The sequence below is a fragment of the Pseudomonas tumuqii genome (assembly GCF_013184545.1).
GTDB classification, from domain to species: Bacteria; Pseudomonadota; Gammaproteobacteria; order Pseudomonadales; family Pseudomonadaceae; genus Aquipseudomonas; species Aquipseudomonas tumuqii.
In genome coordinates, this window is sequence record NZ_JAAOJA010000006.1 from 207,234 (window position 1) to 233,192 (window position 25,959).

17 protein-coding genes and 1 riboswitch are annotated in these 25,959 nt (G+C 64.4%); of the genes, 10 read left to right on the top strand and 7 right to left on the bottom strand.

The features are described from left to right. Nucleotides 1–23: 23 nt before the first annotated feature. From G9C89_RS13500 to G9C89_RS13525, 6 genes are all read left to right on the top strand, one after another. Nucleotides 24–560 carry a chemotaxis protein CheW gene (locus tag G9C89_RS13500; protein ID WP_172148745.1) on the top strand — a complete coding sequence of 179 codons (537 nt, stop codon included), beginning with the start codon at nt 24–26 and terminating at the stop codon, nt 558–560. 84 nt (nt 561–644) lie between these two features. Further along, nucleotides 645–2,693 (top strand): methyl-accepting chemotaxis protein, encoded by a 2,049-nt coding sequence (locus tag G9C89_RS13505; RefSeq protein WP_172148747.1) that lies wholly within the window; start codon nt 645–647, stop codon nt 2,691–2,693. 68 nt (nt 2,694–2,761) lie between these two features. After that, entirely contained in the window at nt 2,762–3,619 is an 858-nt protein-coding gene (locus tag G9C89_RS13510) for a CheR family methyltransferase (RefSeq protein WP_172148749.1), read from the top strand. Nucleotides 3,620–3,649: 30 nt separating this feature from the next. Then, entirely contained in the window at nt 3,650–11,005 is a 7,356-nt protein-coding gene (locus G9C89_RS25355; RefSeq protein ID WP_172148952.1) for a hybrid sensor histidine kinase/response regulator, read from the top strand. Then, nucleotides 11,002–12,021, top strand: coding sequence for a chemotaxis protein CheB (locus G9C89_RS13520; protein ID WP_172148751.1), 1,020 nt, complete (start codon nt 11,002–11,004; stop codon nt 12,019–12,021). Before G9C89_RS25355 ends, G9C89_RS13520 begins: the two co-directional genes overlap by 4 nt. Nucleotides 12,022–12,052: 31 nt before the next feature. Continuing rightward, on the top strand, nt 12,053–12,523 hold the full coding sequence (locus G9C89_RS13525; protein WP_172148753.1) for a chemotaxis protein CheW: 471 nt from the start codon (nt 12,053–12,055) through the stop codon (nt 12,521–12,523). A gap of 43 nt (nt 12,524–12,566) precedes the next feature. Here G9C89_RS13525 and G9C89_RS13530 read toward each other — a convergent pair whose 3' ends face one another. Next, nucleotides 12,567–13,286, bottom strand: coding sequence for a 16S rRNA (uracil(1498)-N(3))-methyltransferase (locus tag G9C89_RS13530; RefSeq protein ID WP_172148755.1), 720 nt, complete (start codon nt 13,284–13,286; stop codon nt 12,567–12,569). Nucleotides 13,287–13,435: 149 nt separating this feature from the next. Next, nucleotides 13,436–14,842: an adenosylmethionine--8-amino-7-oxononanoate transaminase gene (locus G9C89_RS13535; RefSeq protein WP_172148757.1), complete on the bottom strand. Its 1,407-nt coding sequence runs from the start codon at nt 14,840–14,842 to the stop codon at nt 13,436–13,438. A gap of 287 nt (nt 14,843–15,129) precedes the next feature. On the opposite strand from G9C89_RS13535, the gene G9C89_RS13540 reads away from it, so the two are divergent. Together G9C89_RS13540 and G9C89_RS13545 are read left to right on the top strand one after the other, a co-directional pair. Then, nucleotides 15,130–15,675: a cytochrome b gene (locus G9C89_RS13540; RefSeq protein ID WP_172148759.1), complete on the top strand. Its 546-nt coding sequence runs from the start codon at nt 15,130–15,132 to the stop codon at nt 15,673–15,675. 64 nt (nt 15,676–15,739) lie between these two features. Next, nucleotides 15,740–16,318 (top strand): YceI family protein, encoded by a 579-nt coding sequence (locus G9C89_RS13545; protein WP_172148761.1) that lies wholly within the window; start codon nt 15,740–15,742, stop codon nt 16,316–16,318. A gap of 104 nt (nt 16,319–16,422) precedes the next feature. On the opposite strand, the gene G9C89_RS13550 is transcribed toward G9C89_RS13545, so the two are convergent. The 5 genes from G9C89_RS13550 to ahcY all read right to left on the bottom strand — a co-directional run bounded on the left by G9C89_RS13550 (nt 16,423) and on the right by ahcY (nt 23,392). Then, nucleotides 16,423–18,300, bottom strand: coding sequence for a DEAD/DEAH box helicase (locus tag G9C89_RS13550; protein WP_172148763.1), 1,878 nt, complete (start codon nt 18,298–18,300; stop codon nt 16,423–16,425). 178 nt (nt 18,301–18,478) lie between these two features. Further along, complete coding sequence (locus G9C89_RS13555; RefSeq protein WP_172148765.1) at nt 18,479–19,270, bottom strand: substrate-binding periplasmic protein; 792 nt, start codon at nt 19,268–19,270, stop codon at nt 18,479–18,481. A 117-nt stretch (nt 19,271–19,387) separates the two neighbouring features. Continuing rightward, nucleotides 19,388–20,761, bottom strand: coding sequence for a nucleotide 5'-monophosphate nucleosidase PpnN (ppnN, locus tag G9C89_RS13560; protein WP_172148767.1), 1,374 nt, complete (start codon nt 20,759–20,761; stop codon nt 19,388–19,390). A gap of 231 nt (nt 20,762–20,992) precedes the next feature. Next, nucleotides 20,993–21,838, bottom strand: a complete 846-nt coding sequence (metF, locus tag G9C89_RS13565; protein WP_172148770.1) for a methylenetetrahydrofolate reductase [NAD(P)H] — start codon at nt 21,836–21,838, stop codon at nt 20,993–20,995. A gap of 144 nt (nt 21,839–21,982) precedes the next feature. Beyond that, on the bottom strand, nt 21,983–23,392 hold the full coding sequence (gene ahcY / locus G9C89_RS13570; protein WP_172148772.1) for an adenosylhomocysteinase: 1,410 nt from the start codon (nt 23,390–23,392) through the stop codon (nt 21,983–21,985). A gap of 23 nt (nt 23,393–23,415) precedes the next feature. Next, nucleotides 23,416–23,509, bottom strand: a riboswitch (S-adenosyl-L-homocysteine riboswitch). Between the two features lie 139 nt (nt 23,510–23,648). Between ahcY and G9C89_RS13575 the strand changes: the two genes are divergently transcribed. Then, entirely contained in the window at nt 23,649–24,269 is a 621-nt protein-coding gene (locus G9C89_RS13575; RefSeq protein WP_172148774.1) for a TetR/AcrR family transcriptional regulator, read from the top strand. Nucleotides 24,270–24,436: 167 nt separating this feature from the next. Then, nucleotides 24,437–25,951, top strand: coding sequence for a threonine ammonia-lyase, biosynthetic (ilvA, locus tag G9C89_RS13580; protein ID WP_172148776.1), 1,515 nt, complete (start codon nt 24,437–24,439; stop codon nt 25,949–25,951). Nucleotides 25,952–25,959 lie beyond the last annotated feature (8 nt).

Consider the following 25,959-nt stretch of genomic DNA (forward strand, 5'->3'; position numbering starts at 1 on the left):
ATAAGCAGAAGGCCACGGTTGGCATGTCCGACGCGCAGACACCTTTTCAACTCCTCCTCGGAATCGACCAGCGTTGCCGGTTGCTGGCGGCTGGCTTGCCTTTGCAGCAGGCCGCCGTGCAAACCTGGAGCGGTATCGGCTTTCGCATGGGCGAGCGTTTTTTCGTCGCGCCCATGGGGGAGATCGGGGAGGTGCTGCACGAGCCGCGCCATACCCTGTTGCCCGGGGTTAAAAGCTGGGTCAAGGGCGTGGCCAACGTGCGCGGTCGTCTGCTGCCGGTGATGGACCTGTGCGGCTTCTTCGGCAACGAGTTGTCGCCGCTGCGCAAGAAACGGCGGGTGCTGGTGGTCGACCACCAGGATGTATTCGCCGGACTGACGGTCGATGAAGTGTTCGGCATGCAGCATTTTCCGGTGGACACCTTCTCCGAGCAGCTACCACCGCTCGAAGCGTCCATCGCGCCCTTCATTCATGGCGTCTTCCAGCGCGAACAACCCTGGTTGGTGTTCAGCCCTCATGCGCTGGCCCAGCACCAGGGGTTTCTCGATGTTGCGTTTTAACAGTTTTTCGGTTGGGTCGGCGTTGTCGGCCTGTTGGGGTTGTGTGGGAACCGTAGCGCGGTCGGTCCAGGCGGGGGCCAGAAAATGAAAAAACTAAATGCAGGCAATTTATTCGCGAGTACGCGCAGCAGCACGCTGATCGCCGGGCTGTTTATCGTCCTGATCGTCTCCATCGTGCTGTTGTTCGCCAACTTCGCCTACCTCAACACGCAATCCAACTACGATACGGAATACATCAGCCACGCCGGTGAGCTGCGGGTTCTGTCCCAGCGTATCGCCAAGAACTCCACCGAAGCGGCCGCCGGTACTGCCGAGGCCTTCGGTCTGTTGCGCGAGGCGCGCAACGACTTCGAGACCCGCTGGGGCTATCTGACCGACGGCAACCAGGAGAGTGGCGTGCCCTCGGCGCCGGAGCCCGTGCAGGCGCAGATGACTGCCGTGCAGCAGGACTGGGATAGCCTGCGGCAGAACACCGATGCCATTCTGGCCAGCGAACAGACGGTTCTGTCCCTGCACCAGGTGGCCGAAACCCTGGCGGAAACCATCCCGCAGCTGCAGGTCGAGTACGAAGAAGTGGTCGACATCCTCCTGGAAAGTGGTGCGCCGGCGGCCCAGGTGTCGGTGGCCCAGCGCCAGTCGCTGCTGGCCGAACGTATTCTCGGCTCGGTGAACAAGGTGCTGGCCGGTGACCAGGACTCGGTACAAGCCGCCGACATGTTCGGCCGCGACGCCAGCCTGTTCGGTCGGGTCTTGAGCGCCATGCTGGAAGGCAACGCGGCGATGGAAATTGCCAAGGTCAACGACGCGGAAGCGCTCGAGCGGTTGGCGGAAATTTCCGAGCTGTTCGAGTTCGTCTCCGGTTCGGTAGACGAGATTCTCGAGACCTCGCCGGAACTGTTCCAGGTGCGTGAGTCGGCCAACGGCATTTTCACTGTCTCGCAGACCCTGCTGGATAAAGCCTCCGACCTGGCTGTCGGCTTCGAAGAGATGGCCGACGGCCGCGCCATCAACACCCTGGCCGGTTATGTGCTGGGCATCCTGGCGTTGGGCTCGATCATCCTGATCGGCATCGTGATGGTGCGGGAAACCAACCGCCGCCTCGCCGAGACCGCCGAGAAGAACGAGCGTAACCAGGCGGCGATTCTGCGCCTGCTCGATGAAATCGCCGACCTCGCCGACGGTGACCTGACCGTTGCCGCGACCGTAACCGAAGACTTCACCGGCGCCATCGCCGACTCCATCAACTACTCCATCGACCAGCTGCGCGACCTGGTAGTGACCATCAACCTGACCGCCGTTCAGGTCGCTGGCGCCGCCCAGGAAACCCAGGCCACGGCGATGCACCTGGCCGAAGCCTCGGAGCACCAGGCCCAGGAAATCGCCGGAGCATCGGCGGCGATCAACGAAATGGCCGTGTCGATCGACCAGGTATCGGCGAACGCCTCGGAATCCTCCGCGGTAGCGGAACGTTCGGTAGCCATCGCCAACAAGGGTAACGAAGTCGTACACAACACCATCACCGGCATGGACAACATCCGTGAGCAGATCCAGGACACCTCGAAGCGGATCAAGCGCCTCGGTGAGTCGTCCCAGGAGATCGGTGACATCGTCAGCCTGATCAACGACATTGCCGACCAGACCAACATCCTCGCCCTCAACGCGGCGATCCAGGCTTCCATGGCCGGTGACGCGGGCCGAGGCTTCGCCGTGGTAGCGGACGAAGTCCAGCGCCTGGCGGAACGTTCCTCGGCGGCGACCAAGCAGATCGAGGCCCTGGTCAAGACCATTCAGACCGACACCAACGAGGCGGTGATCTCGATGGAGCAGACCACCTCCGAGGTGGTGCGCGGTGCCCGTCTGGCGCAGGACGCCGGGGTCGCCCTGGAAGAGATCGAGAAGGTATCCAAGACCCTCGCGGCCCTGATCCAGAACATCTCCAACGCGGCGCGCCAGCAGGCGTCTTCAGCCGGCCACATTTCCAACACCATGAACGTGATCCAGGAGATCACCTCGCAAACCTCGTCCGGTACCACGGCTACCGCCAAGAGCATTGGTAACCTGGCCAAGATGGCCAGTGAGATGCGTAAGTCGGTTTCCGGCTTTACCTTGCCGGAAAGCGGCGAACAGGCATAAACGAGCGTGGCGTGGCGGCCTTGTCCGGTCGCCGCCCAACGCCTATGGCCATGAGCGAGAGGCACGACATGCAGTCAGGCGCCTGGGCCTTGCAACCGGTGGTGGACATGGCGGCCGCCGAATTTCGCGCCTGGCAGACGCTGCTCGAAGAGCGCACCGGCGTGGTGATCAGCGAGCAGCGGCGGGCGTTCCTGCAGACCAACCTGAGTGCGCGCATGCGTGAACTGGGGGTGGCAGATTACGCCAGCTATTACCGGCAGGTCACGGATGGCCCACGCGGGGCGGTCGAATGGTCGACCCTGCTGGATCGTCTGACCGTGCAGGAGACCCGTTTCTTTCGTCACCGGCCATCGTTCGACGTGCTCGAGCGCTACCTGGGCGAGCGACTGCAGCAAGGATTGAGCCGTCCCTGGGAATTTTGGAGCGTGGGTTGCTCGAGTGGCGAGGAGCCTTATTCGTTGGCGATCACGGCGGCTGAAGTGCTGCGTGACAGCGAGCAGCCCGAGTACTTTGGCGTAACCGGTACCGATATCAGCCTGAACGCGCTGAGCAAGGCGCGCGATGGTCAGTATGCTGCGCGCAAGTTGGAACAGATCGATGCGCAGCTGGGTCAGCGCTACTTTGTGGCTCAGGCCGATGGACGTTTCAAGGTGATACCGAGCCTGGCTGCGCGAGTGTGTTGCGCCAGGCTCAATGTGCTGGAACTGGCCAAGGCGCCAATGTCCGGAATGGACGTTATTTTTTGTCAGAACTTGCTGATCTATTTTCGTCGCTGGCGTCGCCGCGAGATCCTCAACCGCCTGGCCGAGCGCCTGGCACCGGGTGGTCTGCTGGTGGTGGGAGTGGGTGAAGTGGTCGGTTGGCAGCATCCGGACCTGCTTCCGGTGGCCGACGAGCGAGTGCTGGCGTTTACCCGCAAGGGATAGGGCAGAGCCAAGTTTATGAGTGGAGTGGCTATGGGGGATCGGCACGACTATGTCGCCCTGGAATGGGTCAAAGGCGAAATCGCGGAAACCCTGAAACAGGCGCGCCAAGCCCTGGAGGCGTACGTCGAGAATCCGCAGGATTCGACGCGCATGCGCTTCTGCCTGACCTATGTGCACCAGGTACACGGCACTCTGCAAATGGTGGAGTTCTACGGCGCGGCGTTGCTCGCCGAAGAAATGGAGCACCTGGCCCAGGCGCTGATGGAAGGGCGCGTGGCCAACCAGGGGGAAGCCCTGGAAGTGCTGATGCAGGCCATCCTGCAGTTGCCGGTCTACCTCGACCGCATCCAGACCGCCCGCCGCGACTTGCCGATGGTGGTGTTGCCACTGCTCAACGACCTGCGGGCCGCCCGCGGCGAAAAGCTGCTCTCGGAAACCAGCCTGTTTTCCCCGGATATGTCCGTGCGCGCGCCGGCCTTGTCTGTCGAGTCCCTGGGCGAACTGCGCACCGCGGAACTGCCGGTACTGCTGCGCAAGCTGCGGCAGATGCTGCAAGTGGCCCTGGTCGGGGTCATGCGCAATCAGGATCTGCCGACCAATCTGGGCTATATGGCGCGGGTGTTCGGTCGTCTCGAGACCTTGTGCAAGGACGCGCCGCTTGGCCCCTTGTGGCAGATCGCCTCGGGTCTGGTCGAGGGCCTGGCCAGTGGTGGCGTGGTCAACAGTCCGTCGGTCCGTACCCTGCTGCGCGAGGTCGATAAAGAGCTCAAACGCCTGCTCGAGCAAGGAGCCGACGGCATCAACCAGCCGGCCTCCGACGAGCTGATCAAGAATCTGTTGTTCTACGTGGCCAAGGCGCCGGCGCAGTCACCGCGCATCAGTGCCTTGAAGGAACAGTTCCGTCTCGACGACGCCTTGCCGGACACCGATATCGTCGATGAGGAGCGTGCCCGTCTGGCCGGTCCGGATCGCGATGCCATGCGCTCGGTGGTCGGCGCGCTGTGTGAGGAACTGGTGCGGGTCAAGGACAGCCTCGACCTGTTCGTGCGCAGCGACCGCAATCAGGTGGCCGAGCTGGATAGTCTGCTGGCGCCGCTCAAGCAGATAGCCGACACCCTGGCCGTGCTCGGTTTCGGCCAGCCACGCAAAGTCATCCTCGATCAGATCGACGTGGTGCACGGCCTGGCCCTTGGCCGGCAGGCGCCGAGCGATGCCGTGCTGATGGATGTTGCCGGTGCGCTGCTGTATGTCGAAGCGACCCTGGCCGGCATGGTCGGCCCGGTCGCCGACGGTGGCCGCGAAGAGAGCCATCTGCCCACCACCGACGTGGCGCAGATTCACCAGTTGGTGATCAAGGAAGCGCGCAATGGCCTGGAACAGGCCAAGGACGCGATCATCGAATTCATTGCCTCGCAGTGGAACCACGAGCATCTGGCGCGGGTGCCGGCGTTGCTGACCCAGGTGCGTGGCGGCCTGGCCATGATCCCATTGGCGCGGGCCGCGGATCTGCTCAATGCCTGCAATCGCTACATCCAGGAACAGCTGCTGGCGCGCAAGGCCGTGCCGAACTGGCAGAGCCTGGACACCTTGGCCGATGCCATCACCAGCGTCGAGTACTACCTCGAGCGCCTGACCGAAGACCATGGCAGCCAGGGCGACCTGATTCTCGATGTGGCCGAGGAAAGTCTGGAAAGCCTCGGCTATCCACTGCATGAAAAACCCTCGATCCTCGATTCGGTCGAGCCGGCGCAAGAAGACTTTGCGCCGCTTGCCGACCCCCTGGATGATATCGAGGTACTGGCCGATGAGCCGGCCCAGACCGAGGCTCTTGAACCGCCGGAGGCGCAGGCCGAACCCGTGTCCCCAGAGGAACTGAGCGCCGAGTTCAGCGAGGTTGTTTCTGCTGCAGTCGAGGCCGGAGAACCGCTTGCCGATGACGGCTGGAGCCTGGCCCCGCTGGACGCCGATGCGCTGGATATCGAGCCGAATTTCGAGTCGACGGCCAGCGAATCCTTGCCGACCCTCGACCTCAGTGACGAACCGCAAGCGCCGCTGGCGGACTTCAGCAGTGCTGCCATGCCGCTGGAAGAGCTGGGTCTGGACGAGCTGAGCAGCTCTGGCCACTGGGATGAGGCCGAACTGGCCTCGCTGGGCGTGCCCGCGGTTGAACTGCCGAGCGCACCGGCGATCGTCGCTGAGCCGGCCCCGCTGGCCGACAAGCCGATGTCGCTGGCCGATGTCATGGCCGCGCCGCTGCAGGCGATCAATCCGCCGGCTCACGATGTACCGCCGAGTCTGCTGCCACCACCGGCGGATGAAGAGCCGATCGACGAAGAGTTGATGGAAGTCTTCGTCGAAGAAGCCGGCGAAGTCCTGGAAACCATTGGCGAGTTTCTCCCGCAATGGTGCGCCGACACGGGCAACACAGAGGCCCTGATTGAAATCCGCCGGGCCTTCCACACCCTCAAGGGCAGTGGCCGTATGGTCCGCGCGCTGGTCATCGGCGAGCTGGGCTGGTCGATCGAGAACCTGCTCAATCGGGTGCTCGACCGCAGCATTCAACCGACTGCCGAGGTGCTGCAGGTGGTGACCGATGTGGTTGCGCTGATGCCGGCCCTGGTCGATGAATTCGCCGCCAAGGCCCAGCGCCAGCGTGACGATGTCGACCTGCTGGCCGCCACCGCACATGTGCTGGCGAAAGGCCAACGCCTGTCGCCAGCCGTTGCGCCGGTAGCCCCGCTTGCGGGCGAAACCGCGGTCGTCGCGGCAGTCGATGAGCAGGTTGAAGCGCTCGACGGCGAGCCCCTCGATCCGCAACTGCTGGAGATTTTCCGTAACGAGGCGGAAACCCACCTCGATACCCTGGTCGGCTTTCTGGCCGATTGTGCCCAGGAACTGCCGCAGCCGGTCACCGACGACCTGCAGCGTGCCTTGCACACCCTCAAGGGCAGTGCCTACATGGCCGGGATTCTGCCGGTAGCGGAGATAGCCGCGCCGCTGGAGAAGCTGGTCAAGGAGTTCAAGAGCAACCTGATCCCCATGGATCTGGCCGAAGCCGAATTATTGAGCGCCGCCGAGAAGCTGTTCCGCCTGGGCCTGGCGCAGTTGGAGACGCAGCCGCTGGCGCCTCTGCCCGGGGCCCCGGCGTTTCTCGAGCGCACGCACAAGCTGCATCAGGATCGCCTGGATGCCGCGCAAAGCAGTCGCCAGAACGAGCAGGGCGAGACCCGCGACCCGCAACTGATCAGCATTTTCCTCGCCGAGGGCATGGACATCCTGCTGGATGCCGAGGCCTTGCTGCAGCGCTGGCGCGAGCACCCCTCCGAACGTCAGGAACTGAGTGCCCTGCTCGACGAGTTGACGACCCTGGGGCGCGGCGCGGAAATGGCCGAACTGCCGCAGATCGATGAGCTCTGTGAAGCCCTGCTCGATCTTTATGGTGCCGTGGAAGAAGGCAGCCTGGCGGTCAGCGAGCGCTTCTTCAGCGAGGCCGAACAGGCGCATGAAGCACTGATCAGCATGATGGATCAGGTCGCCGCCGGCTTGCAGGTCAGCGCCGAGCCTGCGCGGGTCGAGGCATTGCGTGGCCTGCTCGGCGAAGCGCTGGATCCGCGAGCGCTGGCACTGTTGTCCGCGGACGGTCAGGCGGAGCTGCAGCCGGTCGAACTGGATGCCGCCACTGCGGCGCTCGAGCAGACACCCTGGTCGCGGGAGAACGACGGCGAGACCGTTACGGCCGTCGAGTTGCAGGTCGATGCGGACGCCGGTTTCATGGCCGAGTCCGAGCCTGCCGCTGCCTCCGGCTATGAGGCGCTCGATGCGGAGATGGTCGAGATCTTCCTCGAGGAAGCCGTGGACATCCTCGAGAGCGCCGGTCAGGCGCTGGAGCGCTGGAGTGCCGAACCGGACAACAAGGCCGCCTTGTCGTCCCTGCAACGTGATTTGCATACCCTCAAGGGTGGCGCGCGGATGGCCGAAATCCGTCCGATCGGCGACCTCGCCCATGAGCTGGAGTCCTTGTACGAAGGCCTGGTGGATCGGCGTTTCAGCCATTCCCCGGCGCTTGTCGCTCTGCTGCAGCAAAGCCATGACTGCCTGGCCATATTGCTGGAGCAGTTGCAGAAGCAGGCCGAGTTGCAGCAGCCGCACGAGCTGATCGAGGCGATTCGTCGCTTCCGCCAGGGCGGTGGCGCGCAGCGCTTGTCGGTGGCGGTAACGGCCGCCGAGCCTGATCCCGAAGCCGAAGCCGAAGCCGAAGCCGAAGCCGAAGCCGAAGCCGAAGCCGAAGCCGAAGCCGAAGCCGAGCGCGCGGATGAGGATGAGGTTGAGAACGAGCTGTTGGCGTTGCTGCAAGGCGAAGACGAGATCGAACCGGGTCCGCCGCTCCTCGCCGCGGAGCCTGAGCTTGCGCCAGCCGAGCGGGAAATACTGCCGCAGGCCTTCGCCGCGTCGGCGGTCACCGACCTGGGCATGCTCTCGCCAGCTGAACCCGAGGATCAGCCCGATCAGGAGCTGGTGGATATCTTCCTCGAGGAGGGTTTCGACATTATCGACAGCTCCGGCGCGGCCCTGCAGCGCTGGATGGAAGACGTCGACAACAGCCTTGAACTGGAATCCCTGCAACGCGACCTGCACACCCTCAAGGGCGGTGCGCGCATGGCGGAAATTCGCGAGATTGGCGACCTCGCCCATGAACTCGAATTCCTTTACGAAGGGCTCGCTGATGGTCGGCTGCGCCCTAGCCAGGAGCTGTTCGGCCTGCTCCAGGCTTGCCACGATCGCCTGGCCGAGATGCTCGATGCGGTGCGCGGCAAGCGCGCGGTAGCCGATGGCGATGCGCTGATCGAGACGATCAAGCGGTTTCGCGCCAACCCGGACCAGCAACTGAGCATGCCGTCTGCCGTGCAACTCAAGGCGGTCGCGGAAAATCAGGATCAGGACGATGACGAGTCGGACATCCTCGATATCTTCCTGGAAGAGGCCGACGACCTGCTGGAAGCCATGGAAGTCGCCATGGGTCGCTGGGACCAGAGCCGTGACGATGGCGCCGCGATCGATGACATGTTGCGCGTTTTGCATACCCTCAAGGGTGGGGCGCGGCTGGCCGGGCAGAACCGCCTGGGCAACCTGACCCATGACCTTGAAGCGCACCTGAGCGAGGCCCTGTTGCAGGGGGCGCCTTGGCCGGAAAGCCTGTTCCTCGACGTGCAGTCGGGTTTCGAGGGGCTGCAGAAAGAACTCGACCAACTGCGTCAGCGCCTGCAGGCCAGTCTGGCGGCGGAAGACAGTGCGGCGGCGGGCGTCGACCCGGCGGCGGCAAAAGTCCCCGGCCTGGTCGCCCCCATAGTCGCGGCCAGTGACTTGCCGGCCCGCGAGCGGGTGGTGAAAGTCCTGCCATTCGTCCGCCGCGCGCAGGAGGCGGCGCAGGAAGCCGCCGCCCGTCGCGCCCCGCAGGAGCTGGTCAAGGTGCCGGCGGAACTGCTCGAAGGCCTGGTCAACCTGGCCGGTGAGACCTCGATCTTCCGCGGTCGGGTCGAGCAGCAGGTCAGCGATTTCGGTTTCACCCTGAGCGAGATGGAAGCGACCATCGACCGCGTGCGCGATCAGCTGCGGCGTCTGGATATCGAAACCCAGGCGCAGATTCTCAGTCGCTATCAGGCCGAGGCCGAGCGCGCCGGTTACGAGGATTTCGATCCGCTGGAAATGGACCGTCACTCGCAGTTGCAGCAGCTGTCGCGGGCGCTGTTCGAGTCGGCCTCCGACTTGCTCGACCTGAAAGAAACCCTGGCCATGCGCAGCCGCGATGCGGAAACCCTGTTGTTGCAACAGGCGCGGGTCAATACCGAACTGCAGGAAGGCCTGATGCGCACCCGCATGGTGCCCTTCGACCGCCTGGTCCCGCGGCTGCGGCGGATTGTTCGGCAGGTCGCTGGCGAGCTGGGCAAGCAGGTCGAATTCGTCCTCGGCAACGCCGACGGCGAGATGGATCGCAGCGTGCTCGAACGGATTGTCGCGCCGCTGGAGCATATGCTCCGCAACGCCGTCGACCATGGCATCGAGTCGGCCGAGGTGCGTCGCGCCGCTGGCAAGCCTGCGCACGGCACCATCCGTCTGAACCTCGGCCGCGAGGGCGGCGATATCGTCCTGACCCTCAGCGACGATGGTGGCGGCATCCGGCTCGATGCCGTGCGGCGCAAGGCCATCGAGCGTGGCCTGATGGACGAGGAGTCGGATCTGAGCGATCACGAAATCCTCCAGTTCATCCTCGAGGCCGGTTTCTCCACCGCGGTGGCGGTCACCCAGATATCCGGGCGTGGCGTCGGCATGGACGTGGTGCATTCCGAGGTCAAGCAACTCGGCGGCTCCATGAGCATCGACTCGACGCCGGGCGCGGGGACCCGCTTCGCCATCCGCCTGCCGTTCACCGTGTCGGTCAACCGCGCGCTGATGGTGTTGTCGGGCGAAGACCTGTACGCCATCCCGCTGAACACCATCGAAGGCATCGTGCGGATTTCGCCCTACGAGCTGGAAGCCCTCTACGAGCAGAGCGCCGCGGGCACGGCGGATACGCCACGCTTCGAGTATGCCGGCCAGGCCTACGAGTTGCGTTATCTCGGCGACCTGCTGAATAACGGCCAGCAACCCAAACTGGTCGGTCAGAGCCTGCCGCTACCGGTGATCCTGGTGCGCTCCAGCGAGCACGCGGTGGCGGTACAGGTCGACTCCCTGGCCGGTTCGCGCGAGATTGTGGTGAAGAGCCTCGGGCCGCAGTTCGCCAGCGTGCACGGTATTTCCGGCGCGACCATTCTCGGTGACGGTCGCGTGGTGGTGATTCTCGACCTGCTGGCCACTATCCGCGTGCTGCATGCGCATCTGCTCAACCAACTGCAGCCGCGCATGCTCGGCCATACGGCGAGCGCCGCGGAAATCGAAGCGGATCGGCCGACCCTGGTGATGGTGGTGGACGACTCGGTCACCGTACGCAAGGTCACCAGTCGTCTGCTCGAGCGTAACGGCATGAACGTGTTGACCGCCAAGGACGGTGTGGACGCCATCTCCCAGTTGCAGGAGCACAAGCCCGACATCATGTTGCTGGATATCGAAATGCCGCGCATGGACGGTTTCGAAGTGGCGACCCTGGTGCGTCACGACGAACACCTGAAAGATCTGCCGATCATCATGATCACCTCGCGTACCGGCGAGAAACACCGCGAGCGAGCGTTGGCCATCGGCGTCAACGAATACCTTGGCAAGCCCTACCAGGAGTCGCTATTGCTCGAGAGCATTGCGAAACTGGTGGACCGCCACCCGGCGGAGCGTCACCCGACGGATCGCCGCCCGACGGATAGTCGCTCTACGGATCGCCGCCCGGACATGCCGGCATGACGGAGAAGAATGTGGCACGCATTGCGGTCATTGCCGACACCTCCCTGCAGCGCCATGTGCTGCAGCAGGCGTTGACCGGGAGTGGCTATCAGGTGGTGCTCAACAGCGATCCGGCGCGCCTGGATGAGGCGACCCTGGCGGCGTGCGAGACCGATCTGTGGTTGATCGACCTGGCCCAGTCCGAGGATTTCCCCCTGGTCGACGACCTGATGGAAAACGCCAGCGCGCCGATCCTGTTTGGCGAGGGACATGCGCCGGAGCGGCATTCTGAGAATTATCCGCGCTGGGAACGTCGCCTGTTCGGCAAGCTGAAGAAGCTGGTCGGTGACCCGTCGCAGGCGGTGGGGCCCAGTCTGCAGGCCTTGCTGGCCGATGCGCAGCGGCCGACCCGCCTGGATCTGCCGCAGGTGCTCGCGGATACGCCGCTGGTGGTCGGTGAACCAGCCCGCCAGGTCTGGCTGCTGGCCGCCTCGCTCGGCGGCCCGGCGGCGATCAAGGCGTTCCTCGATGCCTTGCCTGGCGGTTTGCCGGTGGGCTTCGTCTATGCCCAGCATATCGACCCCAGTTTCGAGTCGGCGCTGCCACAGGCGGTTGGGCGGCATAGCCAGTGGCGCGTCAATCCGGCGCGTCACGGCGATGCAGTGCGCTGTGGCGAAGTGGTGGTGGTACCGATCAGTCGTGAGCTGGGTTTCAGCGACACAGGGGCCATGCAGATCAGCGAACGAGCCTGGCCAGAACCCTACAGCCCGTCGATCGATCAGATGATGCTCAATCTTGCCCAGCATTTTGCCGGGCTCTGCGGCGTCATTGCGTTCAGTGGCATGGGCAGCGATGGCAGCGCCGCCGCGGCCTATGTGCGGCGCCAGGGCGGGGCCATCTGGACCCAGCGTGGCGATACCTGCGTATGCCCGAGCATGCCGGACAGCCTGCGCGAGGGTGGCTACAGCAGCTTCAGCGCCGATCCGCGGGAACTGGCCGCCGGGCTGGTCAATCATCTGGCCGAGCAGTGCAGTTAATCCGGGGCTTCGCCCTGCATAGGATCTTTTCATGAGCCAAGCCATAGCTACCCCGAATACCGTCAACAGCCTGACCGCCCTGCTGGTGCCGCTGACCGACCGTACTCTGTTGCTGCCCAACGTGGCCATCGCCGAGCTGATTGCCTATCGCGCACCGCACGTCACTGCCGGCATGCCGGCCTGGTTTCTCGGCCAGATTGGCTGGCGTGACCTGAGTCTGCCGCTGTTGTCGTTCGAGGCGGCCTCCGATGGTCGGGCGCAGGTCGGTTCCACTGCGCGGGTGGCGATCATCAACGCCCTCGGCGGGCGAGCCAAGGTCAAGTTCATCGCCCTGCTGGTCCAGGGCATCCCGCGCTCGGTGAAGGTCGGTACCGAACTGCTGCGCGCCGATGCGCCGCTGTCGCCGCTGGAGCTGGACGCGGTGCTGATTGGCGAGGATGTGCTGAAGATTCCCGACCTGATCGGCCTGGAGCAGAAGCTGGCGGATGCCGGGTTGATTTGAAGTGGGCTGAGGCGGATCGCCGCCCGGTCCACCTTGCCGATTTTTAGAAGTCCCCCCACAGTTGCTGCGCCACACTGAGCGCCACCACCGGTGCGGTTTCCGTACGCAGCACGCGCGGGCCCAGGCGTGCGGCGTGGAAGCCGGCGTTTTTCGCCTGCGTCACTTCGGCATCCGCCAAGCCGCCTTCCGGGCCGATCAGAAAGGCCAGCGACTGCGGTTTGTCGTGACTGGCCAGCGGCTCGGCAACCGGATGCAGCACCAGTTTCAACTCCGCCTCGGTCTGCTCGAGCCAGTCGGCCAGCGCGAGTGGCGGGTGAATGACCGGAATCACCGAGCGGCCGCACTGTTCGCAGGCACTGATCGCCACCTGGCGCCAATGGGCCATGCGCTTGTCGGCACGTTCGTCTTTCAGGCGCACCTCGCAGCGCTCGCTGACAATCGGGGTGATGGCATTGGCTCCCAGTTCGCTGGCCTTCTGGATCGCCCAGTCCATCCGCTCGCCCCGCGACAGGCCCTGGCCCAGGTGGATGTGCAGCGGCGATTCGGCCTGCCCGGCGAAGGTTTCGCGCAATTCGACGCGCACGCTCTTCTTGCCGACCTCGATCAGCTCGCCGAGAAACTCGTTGCCGCTGCCGTCGAACAGTTGCACGGCATCGCCCACCGTATGGCGCAGCACGCGGCCGATGTAGTGGGCCTGGGTTTCCGGCAGCTCATGCTGGCCGAGCGCGAGCGGGGCGTCGATAAAGAAGCGGGATAGTCGCATAGGAGGCGAACCTGGAGCAAAGGCGCAAATTCTAGCCGTAGGGTGCGCCGTGCGCACCGGTTTCCGTAGGGTGGATGACGCTCTTTTCATCCACCGCAATATCGCAATGGTGGATGGGTGAAGCGTCATCCACCCTACGACTCATGTCGTCAGCCAGGATCGCGAAAACCGGGGTAGCGATTGTTGCCCACGGCCACGCTGACCGAGTTGCGCGTGGCGATATCGATGCCTTCGCTGGCGACCTCGGCGAGGAAATCGATCTGCTCCTCGGTGATCACATAGGGCGGCAGGAAATACACCACGCTGCCCAGCGGGCGCAGCAGGGCGCCTCGTTGCAGGGCGTGCTGGTAAACCTTGAGACCGCGCCGTTCCTGCCAGGGGTAGGCGGTCTTGCTGGCCTTGTCCTGGACCATTTCGATGGCCAGGGCCATGCCGGTCTGGCGCACCTCGGCGACGTGCGGGTGATCGACCAGGTGCGCGGTGGCGCTGGCCATGCGCGCGGCCAGCGCCTTGTTGGCCTCGATCACGTTGTCCTGCTCGAAGATGTCCAGGGTCGCCAGGGCCGCGGCGCAGGCCAGCGGATTGCCGGTGTAGCTGTGCGAGTGGAGAAAGGCGCGCAGGCTGGTGTAGTCGTCGTAGAACGCCTGGTAGATGGTGTCGGTGGTCAGGCAGGCGGCCAGCGGCAGATAGCCGCCGGTCAGGGCCTTGGACAGGCAGAGGAAGTCCGGGCGGATGCCGGCCTGTTCGCAGGCGAACATCGTGCCGGTGCGGCCGAAGCCGACGGCGATCTCGTCGTGGATCAGGTGCACGCCATAGCGGTCGCAGGCCTCGCGCAGCAGCCTGAGGTAGACCGGGTGGTACATGCGCATGCCGCCGGCGCCCTGGATCAGCGGCTCGACTATCACCGCCGCGACCTCATGGCCGTGCTCGGCCAGGGTTTGTTCCATATGGGCGAACATGGCTCGCGAGTGGGCTTCCCAGCTCATGCCCTCGGGGCGGAAATAGCAGTCCGGGCTCGGCACCTTGAGGGTGTCCAGCAGCAGCGCCTTGTAGGTGTCGGTGAACAGTGCGACATCGCCGACCGACATGGCCGCGATGGTTTCGCCGTGGTAGCTGTTGGTCAGGGTGACGAAGCGCTTTTTCTCGGGCTGGCCGACATTCAGCCAGTAGTGAAAGCTCATCTTCAGCGCGACTTCGATGCAGGATGAGCCGTTGTCGGCATAGAACACCCGGTCGAGTCCGGCTGGGGTCAGCTTGACCAGGCGCTCGGACAACTCGATCACCGGCTGATGGCTGAAGCCGGCGAGGATCACGTGCTCCAGTTGGTCGACCTGGTCCTTGATCCGCTGGTTGATGCGCGGGTTGGCGTGGCCGAACACGTTGACCCACCAGGAGCTGACGGCGTCGAGGTAACGCTTGCCGTCGAAGTCCTCCAGCCAGACCCCTTCACCGCGTTTGATCGGCACCAGGGGCAGCTGTTCGTGATCTTTCATCTGGGTACAGGGATGCCAGAGCACATTCAGGTCGCGCTGCATCCAGTGGTCATTCAGGCTCATCGAAACACTCTCCCAATCATCTGCGCCAAGCCTATCAGATGCCCCCAGGCCCATGTGCGCCACAGTCGGCCGGCTCGGCGCACGCGGCGGCGCCGGTCATCCGCCCTGGCCGGTCGCTGGTTGAACCTCCGGCAGGCCCGGCGAACTAATTTGGTTGGGAAAAATTCAGACAAAAGCATCGTATTTCCCGATATTTCAAAGCGAAAAATTCCGCTTTTAATCGATAGATTTGCCGCTACCCTTGCCTGATCATTTTTTTAGCGAACTTTCTGTGCGGAGCCTTCTCGATGCAGTGGCGCAACACCCCCTCCCATTACGGTTTGCTCAGCATTGCCTTGCATTGGCTGGTGGCGGTGGCGGTCTTTGGCCTGTTCGGGCTGGGCTACTGGATGGTCGGTCTGGATTACTACAGCAGCTGGTACAAGACCGCGCCGGAGCTGCACAAGAGCATTGGCATCCTGCTGTTCGTGGTGATGCTCGGGCGCATGCTCTGGCGCTGGATCAGTCCGCCGCCGGCCAGCTTGCCCGAGCATGACCGGCTAACCCGACTGGGCGCCAGGTTCGGTCATGCCTTTCTCTATCTGGGCTTGTTCGTGTTGATGCTCTCCGGCTACCTGATTTCCACCGCCGATGGCCGGGGTATCGGGGTCTTCGGCCTGTTCGAGGTGCCGGCGACCATCACCAGCATTCCCAACCAGGAAGATGTGGCCGGCCTGGTGCACGAATACCTCAGTTGGGTCCTGGTGATTTTCGCCGGTATCCACGCCCTGGCCGCGCTGAAACACCACTTTATCGATCGTGACCGCACGCTAAGCCGCATGTTCGGTCGCTGACACCCTTTTCTGGTGCGAGGAATGCCCGCGTGCCGATTTGCCCAACCTCACAAGGAGAACGCCCATGTTGAAGAACACCCTCGCCGCCCTGGCTCTCGGTTCCGCTCTGCTCGGCGCTGGCCATGCCACGGCCGCCGATTACGCCATCGACACCGAAGGGCAGCACGCTTTCGTCAATTTCAAGATCAGCCACCTGGGCTACAGCTGGCTGTACGGCACTTTCAAGGAGTTCGAGGGCGGCTTCAGCTTCGATGAGAAGAGCCCGGAGGCCAGCAAGGTCAATGTCACCCTCAACACGGCCAGCGTCGACACCAACCATGCCGAGCGCGACAAGCACATCCGCAGCGATGACTTCCTCAGCGTCGGCAAGCACCCGACTGCAACCTTCGAGTCCACGTCGGTGAAATCCACCGGCGAAGGCACGGCCGACATCACCGGTAACCTGACGCTCAACGGCGTGACCAAGCCAGTGGTGATCGCCGCCACGTTCATTGGCCAGGGCGATGACCCGTGGGGCGGTTACCGCGCCGGCTTTGCCGGCAGCACCATGCTCAAGCTGAAAGATTTCGCCATCGAGAAGGATCTCGGCCCGGCGTCCGCGGAAGTCGAGCTGATCATCTCGGTAGAAGGCGTGCGCAAGTAAGCCAACGCAGTTTCCGCAGAACGCCGACCCCAGGGTCGGCGTTTTTGCGAGTGCATGAACGACAACGCCGACCCTGAGGTCGGCGTTGTCGTTAACGGTGCTGCTTAGCTTTCGCGATTCCGCGTCAGCAGTGCAGGCTTCTCGCCGCGCGGACGACTGCTCGGCAGCTGGTCGAGTTGCTCGGGCGTCGGGAAGCGCTCGGTGCTACGCGAACCCTTGTGCACGATCACCGGCTGCTTGTCGCGCGGGCTTTTTACGGCGCCCTCTTGGCGTGGCAGTTCATCGCGGTTGAGCGACGTGGTGATCTCACGCGAGTCACGTGGCGGCCGGGCACGGCCGGAGCCATTGCGCCCTTGGCCGCCAGCGCCCTGGCGTTTGCCTTGGCTGCCGGCGCCGGCGCCGGCACCGGCGCCTGCGCCTGCGCCGCTGCGCGGGTTTTTGCTGGGGGTACGCGGACCCTGGCCAACACCGTTGCTGGCGCTGGGACCCGAAGCAGGCGCACCGGGCCGACGGCCACGGTTCTGCTGCTTGTTCTGGTGTGGGCTGACATAGTCGGCCCGATTACCGAAGTTATCGATTTCGTCGTCGCGGAACTCATCCGGCGCCCGATCCGGCGGCAGCGCAGGTACTGCTGGCGCGGCGGCGCGGCCGGTCTGCGCCGCGCGTGGCTGTTGCGAACGGGCGGCTTGAGGCTTGGCCTTGCCGCTGTCCTTGCCGCTGTCCTTGCCCTTGTCCTTGCGCCCGCCGCCGTGGCGTTCGCCTTCCGGCTTGGCGCCGCGGGGTTGGCGTGGCTTCTGCGGTTCGCGCACTTCCGGGCGCTCGGCCTCGACCGTGCTGGCGTCGAAGCCGAGCAGGTCGCCATCGGCGATCTTCTGCTTGGTCATGCGCTCGATGCCCTTGAGCAGTTTTTCTTCATCGGGCGCGACCAGCGAGATCGCCTCGCCGCTACGTCCGGCGCGGCCCGTGCGGCCGATGCGGTGCACGTAGTCTTCCTCGATATTCGGCAGCTCGAAGTTGACCACATGCGGCAACTGGTCGATGTCCAGACCGCGGGCGGCGATATCGGTGGCAACCATGATCCGCACGGCGCCGGCCTTGAAGTCGGCGAGGGCTTTGGTGCGGGCGTTCTGGCTCTTGTTGCCGTGAATCGCCACGGACGCCAGACCGTGCTTGTCGAGGTACTCGGCCAGGCGGTTGGCGCCATGCTTGGTACGGGTGAACACCAGCACCTGTTCCCAGGCGCCAGCGGTGATCAGGTGGGCGAGCAGGGCGCGCTTGTGGCTGGCCTGCAGGCGGAATACGCGCTGTTCGATGCGCTCGACCGTGGTGTTCGGCGGCGTGACCTCGATGCGCTCGGGGTTGTGCAGCAGCTTGCCGGCGAGGTCGGTGATGTCCTTGGAGAAGGTCGCCGAGAACAGCAGGTTCTGCCGTTTGCTCGGCAGGCGTGCGAGGACCTTCTTCACGTCATGCACGAAGCCCATGTCGAGCATGCGGTCGGCTTCGTCCAGTACCAGGATTTCCACGTGGGACAAATCCACGGCGCGCTGACCGACCAGGTCAAGCAGGCGACCGGGGCAGGCCACCAGGACGTCGACGCCCTTGGACATGGCTTGCACCTGGGGATTCATGCCGACACCGCCGAAGATGCAGGTGCTGACGAATTTCAGCTCACGGGCATAGACCTTGAAGCTCTCGTGGACCTGGGCAGCCAGTTCGCGAGTGGGGGTCAACACCAGTACACGCGGCTGTTTCGGGCCGTGACGGTGCTCGCGATCCGGATGACCGTTGGGGAACAGCAGTTCCAGGATCGGCAAGGCGAAACCGCCGGTTTTACCCGTCCCTGTCTGGGCGGCAACCATCAGGTCGCGACCTTGCAACACGGCGGGAATGGCCCGCTGTTGCACCGGGGTGGGCTGGGTGTAGCCCGCTGCCTCGATGGCGCGGACTAAAGCCTCGGAGAGACCGAGGGAGGCAAAGGACATGAGTAATCCTGTCTTAGTGAGGGCGAGGCCCTATGGGGTGTATTGCCTGACTTGAATCGCGCTTGGGGGGCGCAATCCCGTCCGGTACTGCTGGTCTCTGGGGACTAGCATCCGGGCGCAAGCCTGGCGGGAAGGCCGGAGTATAACAGAGCAATGCCCTTGCGCAGCGTTCACCTGCTTAATGGTTTGCCGGCTTGTTGGAGGGGCGGTCTGCGCGGCGGGCATGAGCCGGGTGTGTGTAGCGTGCTTGCAGGGCTGCGTAGGCCGGCTCGCGCTTGAACCGGCGCAGTTCGTTGGCGAAGCGCCGGGCCAGCTCCTCAAGCCCGGCATCGCGGCGCAGGCCCAGGTACATCTGGTCGCGACTGATGACCCGGGGATGCTGGCGGACGTGTTTATCCAGGCCCGTCTGCGCCAGGACGAAATGGCCGCCACGGCGGTCGTTGATCACCAGGTCGACCCGTTTGCGTACCAGCTTGCCGAAGTTGGCCGCGTGGCTGGGGGCCGGCTCGCGGGTGAACAGCTCGGATTCACGAAAGGCCCGGTCGCTGTACCAGTAGCCGGCGGAGACGCCGATTTTCAGTCCGTGCAGATCCTTCAGGCTGTGGAAGGGATGGGGGTTGGCCTTGGCATAGAACAGCACGAGCTCGACCTGCGACAGCGGCTCGTGGGGAAACAGCATCGAGGCTTCGCGCTCCGGGGTGTGGAAGATGCCCAGGATGCCGTCGGCCTGGCCCTGCTCCATCGCCATCAGGCAGCGCCGCCACGGCAGCAGCTGCCATTCGACCTCGACGCCCAGGCGTTGCAGGACGGTATGCGCGGCTTCGTAATCGAGGCCGCGCAGGACGCCGTTGTCGTCAAGGATATAGGGTGGCCAGGCTTCGCTGACGATACGCAGCGGCTGCGCCTGGGCCGCGAGGCTGAGGCAGGCGAACAGCAGTGCGACGATTAATTGGCGGTGGAATAATGGCATTGCGCCAGATTACGCGGGCAGCCCGGCGCTGAAAAGCGGTCCGATGGTCTAATTCGCGTGCTGAGTTCACAAAACACAGGTTCATCGCGCCCTCCGCGGAGGGCGCGATGAACCTGTTCAGGTCACCAGCTTGTAGCAGGGCACGTAGGCGGTGTTGCCCGGCAGCTTCATCCGATGCTGGTCGACAAAGGCCTGCAGCAGGCGATCCAGCGGCTGCATGATGTCCCGGTCGCCGGTGATCTCGTAGGGGCCGTGCTGTTCAATCCGGCGGATGCCCTTGTCTTTGACGTTGCCGGCGACAATGCCGGAGAACGCGCGGCGCAAGTGCGCGGCCAGTTCATGCACCGGCTGGTTGCGGGTCAGCTTGAGGCTGGCCATGTTCTCGTGGGTCGGTTCGAAGGGGTGCTGGAAGTGCTCGTCGATCGTCAGCAGCCAGTTGAAGTGGAAGGCGTCATTCTGCTTGCGCCGGTACTGGGTGACCTCATGGATGCCTTGCGCCATCTCCCGGGCCACCTGACTCGGGTCATTGATGATGATCTTGCAGCGCTGCTGTGCTTGCGGGCCGAGGGTGGCGCCAATGAACTCGTACAGCTGCTCGATATAGGGCGTGGCTTTCTTTGGCCCGGTCATGATCAGCGGGAAGGGCAGGTCCTGGTTGTCCGGGTGCATCAGGATGCCGAGGAAATACAACAGCTCTTCGGCGGTGCCGGCGCCGCCGGGGAAGATGATGATGCCATGGCCTACGCGGACGAAGGCCTCCAGACGCTTCTCGATATCCGGCAGGATCACCAGCTCGTTGACGATCGGGTTGGGCGCCTCGGCGGCGATGATGCCCGGTTCGGTCAGGCCCAGGTAGCGCCCGCCGACATTGCGCTGCTTGGCGTGAGAGATGGTCGCGCCTTTCATTGGCCCCTTCATCACGCCGGGGCCGCAGCCGGTGCAGATATCCAGGCCGCGCAGGCCCAGTTCATGGCCGACGACCTTGGTGTATTTGTATTCCTCGGTGCTGATCGAATGGCCGCCCCAGCACACCACCATTTTCGGCTCCACGCCGGCGCGCAGGGTGCGGGCGTTGCGCAGCAGGTGAAAGACGTAGTCGGTGATGCCTTTCGAACTGCTGAAATCCACCCGCTGATTTTCCAGCTCGCTCTGCGTGTAGACGATGTCGCGCAGGGCGCTGAACAGCATCTCCCGGGTGCTGGCGATCATCTCGCCGTCGACGAAGGCATCGGCGGGGGCGTTGATCAGCTCCAGGCGAATGCCGCGATCCTGTTGATGGATGCGGATCTCGAAGTCCGGGTAGGCTTCCAGGATGGTCTTGGCGTTGTCGCTGTGCGAACCGGTATTGAGGATCGCCAGGGCGCACTGGCGGAACAGCGCGTAGACGCTGCCGGAGCCGGTCTCGCGCAGTTGCTGGACCTCGCGCTGCGAGAGGGTTTCCAGGCTGCCCTTGGGGGTCACGGTGGCGTTGGTGGTTTTTCTTGTGGCCATTGCGGCGCTCCATGGTTGTCATCCCGCTCAGGCCGTACATGGCCGGGCGCGGTCAAAAGAGGGGGCGGCTGTGCGGCAGCGTTTGCCCCGGGTTGGCGATGCTGCTGGGCTCGCCTGCATGGCGGCGTTTGCCATCAGCCTAACAGGCGGCGGGCATGTGACCTGCAGTGAGCCGCCAAGTGCCGCCACCTGCTACCAGACGGCGTCACGCAGAACATCCCCGGTGCAGTTTCAGCGCGGCAGCTTGAGGTTGTTCCAGATTGCCAGGCTGGGTTCTGCCAGGTTCATGCTGTAGAAGTGCAGGCCCGGCGCGCCGCCCTGCAGCAGGCGTTCGCACATCTCGCTGATCACCTGCTCGCCGTAGGCGCGAATGCTGTCGCTGTCGTCGCCATAGGCCTCCAGCTGCTTGCGCACCCAGCGCGGGATCTCGGCGCCACAGGCGTCGGAGAAGCGCGCCAGCTTGCTGTAGTTGGTGATCGGCATGATCCCCGGCACCACCGGGATATCCACGCCCAGCTTGCGCACCCGCTCGACGAAGTAGAAGTAGCTGTCGGCGTTGAAGAAGTACTGGGTGATCGCACTGCTGGCGCCGGCCTTGGCCTTGCGCACGAAATTGGCGATGTCGTCCTCGAAATTGCGCGCCTGCGGATGCATCTCCGGGTAGGCGGCGATCTCGATGTGAAAGTGATCGCCGGTCTCTTCGCGAATGAAGCTGACCAGCTCGTTGGCGTAGCGCAGCTCGCCACTGGCCATGCCCATGCCGGACGGCAGGTCGCCGCGCAGGGCGACGATGCGCTCGATCCCGGCATCCTTGTAGGTGTTCAGCAGCTCGCGCAACTCGACCTTGGAGTCGCCGACGCAGGACAGGTGCGGCGCCGTGCTCACGCCGACATCGTTATTCAGCTGCAGCACGGTGTTCAGGGTGCGGTCGCGGGTCGAGCCGCCGGCGCCGTAGGTGCAGGAGAAGAAGTCCGGCTGGTAGGCGGCCAGCTGGCGCGCGGTGTTCAACAGTTTTTCATGCCCGGCTTCGGTCTTGGCAGGGAAGAACTCGAAGCTGTAACGGCGTTCTTGGGACATAGGAAATACCAGGCTTGGGCGTAGGGTGGGTTAGCGCCGCCCATCATCTGAGCGAAGGCTCGCAGTAGGATCTGCGCGGCGCGTAACCCTCCAAGGTTGTCGATGGGGCAGGCCGCTGCGCGGCTTGCCCCAACCTACGGGCTCTTAGTAACGATAGGCGTCCGGCTTGAACGGGCCTTCCTGGCTGACGCCGATGTACTCGGCCTGCTGCTTGGTCAGCTGAGTGACCACGCCGCCGAAGCCCTTGACCATCTCCAGCGCCACTTCTTCGTCGAGCTTCTTCGGCAGCACTTCCACGCACAGGCGTTCGGCCTTCTGCGCGGTGGGCAGCTCGGCGAACTTCTGGCCGAACAGGAAGATCTGCGCCAGCACCTGGTTGGCGAAGGAACCGTCCATGATCCGGCTCGGGTGGCCGGTGGCGTTGCCCAGGTTGACCAAACGGCCTTCGGCCAGGAGGATCAGGTAGTCGTCGTTGTGCGGGTCGAAGCTGCCGGCGCCGCTGCGGTGGATCTTGTGCACCTGCGGCTTGACCTCTTCCCAGGCCCAGTTCTTGCGCATGAAGGCGGTGTCGATCTCGTTGTCGAAGTGGCCGATGTTGCACACCACGGCGCGCTTCTTCAGGGCCTTGAGCATGTTCGCATCGCAGACGTTGACGTTGCCGGTGGTGGTCACGATCAGGTCGATCCTGCCCAGCAGGGCGGCGTCGATGCTGGCGGCAGTGCCGTCATTGATCCCGTCCTTGAATGGCGAAACCAGTTCGAAGCCATCCATGCACGCCTGCATGGCGCAGATCGGATCGACTTCGCTGACCTTGACGATCATGCCTTCCTGGCGCAGCGATTGCGCCGAACCCTTGCCCACGTCGCCGTAGCCGATCACCAGCGCCTGCTTGCCGGACAGCAGGTGGTCGGTGCCGCGCTTGATCGCATCGTTGAGGCTGTGGCGGCAGCCGTACTTGTTGTCGTTCTTGCTCTTGGTCACCGAGTCGTTGACGTTGATTGCCGGGACTTTCAGGGTGCCGGCCTTGAGCATGTCGAGCAGGCGGTGCACGCCGGTGGTGGTTTCTTCGGTGACGCCGTGGATCCTGTCGAGCATGGCCGGGTATTGCTGGTGCAGGATCGCGGTCAGGTCGCCGCCGTCGTCGAGCACCATGTTGGCGTCCCACGGCTGGCCGTCCTTGAGGATGGTCTGCTCGATGCACCACTCGTATTCGGCTTCGGTCTCGCCCTTCCAGGCGAATACCGGGATGCCGGCGGCGGCGATGGCGGCCGCGGCCTGATCCTGGGTGGAGAAGATGTTGCAGCTCGACCAGCGTACTTCGGCGCCCAGGGCGATCAGGGTTTCGATCAGCACGGCGGTCTGGATGGTCATGTGGATGCAGCCGATGATCTTCGCGCCCTTGAGCGGTTGCTCGGCGGCATACTTGCGGCGCATGCCCATCAGCGCGGGCATTTCCGATTCGGCGATGATGATTTCGCGGCGGCCCCAGGCGGCCAGGGCAATGTCGGCGACTTTGAAATCGGTAAAACCGGCAGGCGTCAGTACAGCGCTCATAAATGAGTTCTCCATTCGTTTGTGTCGAATGGGCGCCGTTGATGCGTATGGTTAACGCCCCATCCGAGCCTGACAAATCCCCGCGTGGCGGGTCTTGCTGCAGCGCCCCTCGGACAGGTGGCGGGAGCGACCGGACTGTGCCAGTCGTGTGAAGCTTGCGGATTATAGCGATGCCGGACGCCAAGCCCAAGGCTTTCCGTCGCCCGGAATGGACGTGGGTGGTAGCCTTGGCCAATTCCGCCGCAATGGACCGAGCATGGGCACTCACAAGAGCGAGATTCGTCGACGCAATGTCGACAAAATCCTTCTGGCCGCCGAACAGGTCTTCGCCGAGAAGGGCTATGGTGGCACCGCCATGGCCGACATCGCCGAACAGGTCGGACTGCCGCGTTCCAACCTGCACTATTACTTCAGCACCAAGGACGACCTCTACCGCGCGGTGCTGCTCGGCCTGCTCGAGGTGTGGAAGCAGGACGCACTGTGCTTCGAGATGTACGACGATCCGCGTGTGGTGCTCAGCACCTACATCCGCGCCAAGATGAACCACTCGCGCACCCGCGCCCATGGTTCCAAGGTCTGGGCCGACGAGATCATCCACGGCGCGCCCATGCTCGGCGCGACCCTGGATGACAGCCTGTACAGCTGGGCGAAGATGAAGGAGGCGAAGATTCGCCAGTGGGTGGACGACAAGCGCATCCTGGCGGTGGAACCCTCGGCGCTGCTCTACATGATCTGGGCCTCGACCCAGCACTACGCCGACTTCAGCCATCAGGTCGGGGTGCTCAACGATCACCAGCCGCTGTCCGACCTGCAGTTCGAGCGGGCGGTGCAGACGGTGACCAGTGTGATTCTGCGCGGGATCGGCCTGGAGCCCTGATCTGTAGCCGCGCACTCAGGCGGCCATGGACGGCGTGATCGACTGCGCCCGCCGATTTCGCCGTCAGGGCAGCTCCAGGTGGCAAAACCCCGGGCTTCGTATGGTCGTTCGGCGCGAGCCTGGGGTAGACTCGCTGACTCCCTCGAAAAGCCGCCTGCGATAACGCCATGCTCGAACAGTACGTCAAGATGATCCTCACCTCGCGCGTCTACGACGTCGCGGTGGAAACCCCGCTGCAAGCCGCCAGCCAACTGTCCGAGCGTCTGGGCAACCAGATTCTGCTCAAGCGCGAAGACCTGCAGCCGGTGTACTCGTTCAAGATTCGCGGCGCCTACAACAAGCTGGCGCAGCTCTCGGCCGAGGAGCGCGCGCGCGGGGTGGTCACCGCCTCCGCCGGCAACCATGCCCAGGGCCTGGCCCTGGCGGCCAAGGTGCTGGGGGTCAAGGCGACCATCGTGATGCCCAAGACCACCCCGGAGATCAAGGTCCAGGGCGTGCGCTCGCGCGGCGGCAAGGTGGTGCTGCACGGCGACAGCTTCCCCGAGGCGCTGGCCTTTTCGTTGAAGCTGGTGGAGGAGAAGGGCTACATCTATATCCACCCCTATGACGATCCGCACACCATCGCCGGCCAGGGCACGGTGGCCATGGAAATCCTCCGTCAGCAGCCGGGCCAGCTGGACGCGATCTTCGTCCCGGTCGGCGGCGGCGGGCTGATCGCCGGGATCGCCGCCTATGTCAAATACCTGCGCCCGGAGATCCGCATCATCGGCGTCGAGCCGGACGATTCCAACTGCCTGCAGGCGGCCATGGCCGCCGGCGAGCGGGTGGTATTGCCACAGGTCGGGCTGTTCGCCGACGGCGTCGCGGTGGCGCAGATCGGCCAGTACACCTTCGATGTCTGCCGCGAGCATGTCGACGAGGTGATCACCGTCAGCACCGACGAGATCTGCGCGGCGATCAAGGACATCTACGACGACACCCGCTCGATCACCGAGCCGGCCGGCGCCCTGAGCGTGGCCGGGATCAAGAAGTACGTCGAGCGCGAGGGCTGCAGCGGCCAGGTGCTGGTCGGCATCGACTCCGGCGCCAACGTCAACTTCGACCGCCTGCGGCATGTCGCCGAGCGTGCCGAGCTGGGCGAGAAGCGCGAGGCGATCATCGCCGTGACCATTCCCGAGCAGCCGGGCAGCTTCAAGGCCTTCTGCGAGGCGATCGGCAAGCGCCAGATCACCGAGTTCAACTACCGCTACCACAGCGACAAGGAAGCGCACATCTTCGTCGGCGTGCAGACCCACCCGGAAAACGACCCGCGCGCCGCCCTGGTGGAAAACCTGCGGGGCCAGGGCTTCCCGGTGGTGGACCTGACCGACAACGAGCTGGCCAAGCTGCACATCCGCCATATGGTCGGCGGTCATGCGGCGCGGGTGCGCGACGAGGTGGTGTTCCGCTTCGAGTTCCCCGAGCGGCCGGGGGCGCTGTTCAACTTCCTGCAGAAACTCGGTGGGCGCTGGAACATCTCGATGTTCCACTACCGCAACCACGGCGCCGCCGATGGACGGGTGGTCGCCGGTCTGCAGGTGCCGGAGGCCGAGCGTCATCTGGTGGCGGCGGCGCTGGACGCGATCGGCTATCCGTACTGGGACGAGAGCGACAACCCGGCTTACACACTTTTTCTTGGTTAATCGCTCGC

Coding starts and splice junctions, on each gene's coding strand:
- G9C89_RS13540 (WP_172148759.1), top strand. CDS start 15,130: ATGCAGTGGCGCAACACCCCCTCCCATTACGGTTTGCTCAGCATTGCC.
- G9C89_RS25355 (WP_172148952.1), top strand. CDS start 3,650: ATGGGGGATCGGCACGACTATGTCGCCCTGGAATGGGTCAAAGGCGAA.
- G9C89_RS13545 (WP_172148761.1), top strand. CDS start 15,740: ATGTTGAAGAACACCCTCGCCGCCCTGGCTCTCGGTTCCGCTCTGCTC.
- G9C89_RS13525 (WP_172148753.1), top strand. CDS start 12,053: ATGAGCCAAGCCATAGCTACCCCGAATACCGTCAACAGCCTGACCGCC.
- G9C89_RS13535 (WP_172148757.1), bottom strand. CDS start 14,842: ATGAGCCTGAATGACCACTGGATGCAGCGCGACCTGAATGTGCTCTGG.
- G9C89_RS13575 (WP_172148774.1), top strand. CDS start 23,649: ATGGGCACTCACAAGAGCGAGATTCGTCGACGCAATGTCGACAAAATC.
- G9C89_RS13505 (WP_172148747.1), top strand. CDS start 645: ATGAAAAAACTAAATGCAGGCAATTTATTCGCGAGTACGCGCAGCAGC.
- G9C89_RS13550 (WP_172148763.1), bottom strand. CDS start 18,300: ATGTCCTTTGCCTCCCTCGGTCTCTCCGAGGCTTTAGTCCGCGCCATC.
- ahcY (WP_172148772.1), bottom strand. CDS start 23,392: ATGAGCGCTGTACTGACGCCTGCCGGTTTTACCGATTTCAAAGTCGCC.
- ppnN (WP_172148767.1), bottom strand. CDS start 20,761: ATGGCCACAAGAAAAACCACCAACGCCACCGTGACCCCCAAGGGCAGC.
- ilvA (WP_172148776.1), top strand. CDS start 24,437: ATGCTCGAACAGTACGTCAAGATGATCCTCACCTCGCGCGTCTACGAC.
- G9C89_RS13500 (WP_172148745.1), top strand. CDS start 24: ATGTCCGACGCGCAGACACCTTTTCAACTCCTCCTCGGAATCGACCAG.
- G9C89_RS13520 (WP_172148751.1), top strand. CDS start 11,002: ATGACGGAGAAGAATGTGGCACGCATTGCGGTCATTGCCGACACCTCC.
- G9C89_RS13555 (WP_172148765.1), bottom strand. CDS start 19,270: ATGCCATTATTCCACCGCCAATTAATCGTCGCACTGCTGTTCGCCTGC.
- G9C89_RS13530 (WP_172148755.1), bottom strand. CDS start 13,286: ATGCGACTATCCCGCTTCTTTATCGACGCCCCGCTCGCGCTCGGCCAG.
- metF (WP_172148770.1), bottom strand. CDS start 21,838: ATGTCCCAAGAACGCCGTTACAGCTTCGAGTTCTTCCCTGCCAAGACC.
- G9C89_RS13510 (WP_172148749.1), top strand. CDS start 2,762: ATGCAGTCAGGCGCCTGGGCCTTGCAACCGGTGGTGGACATGGCGGCC.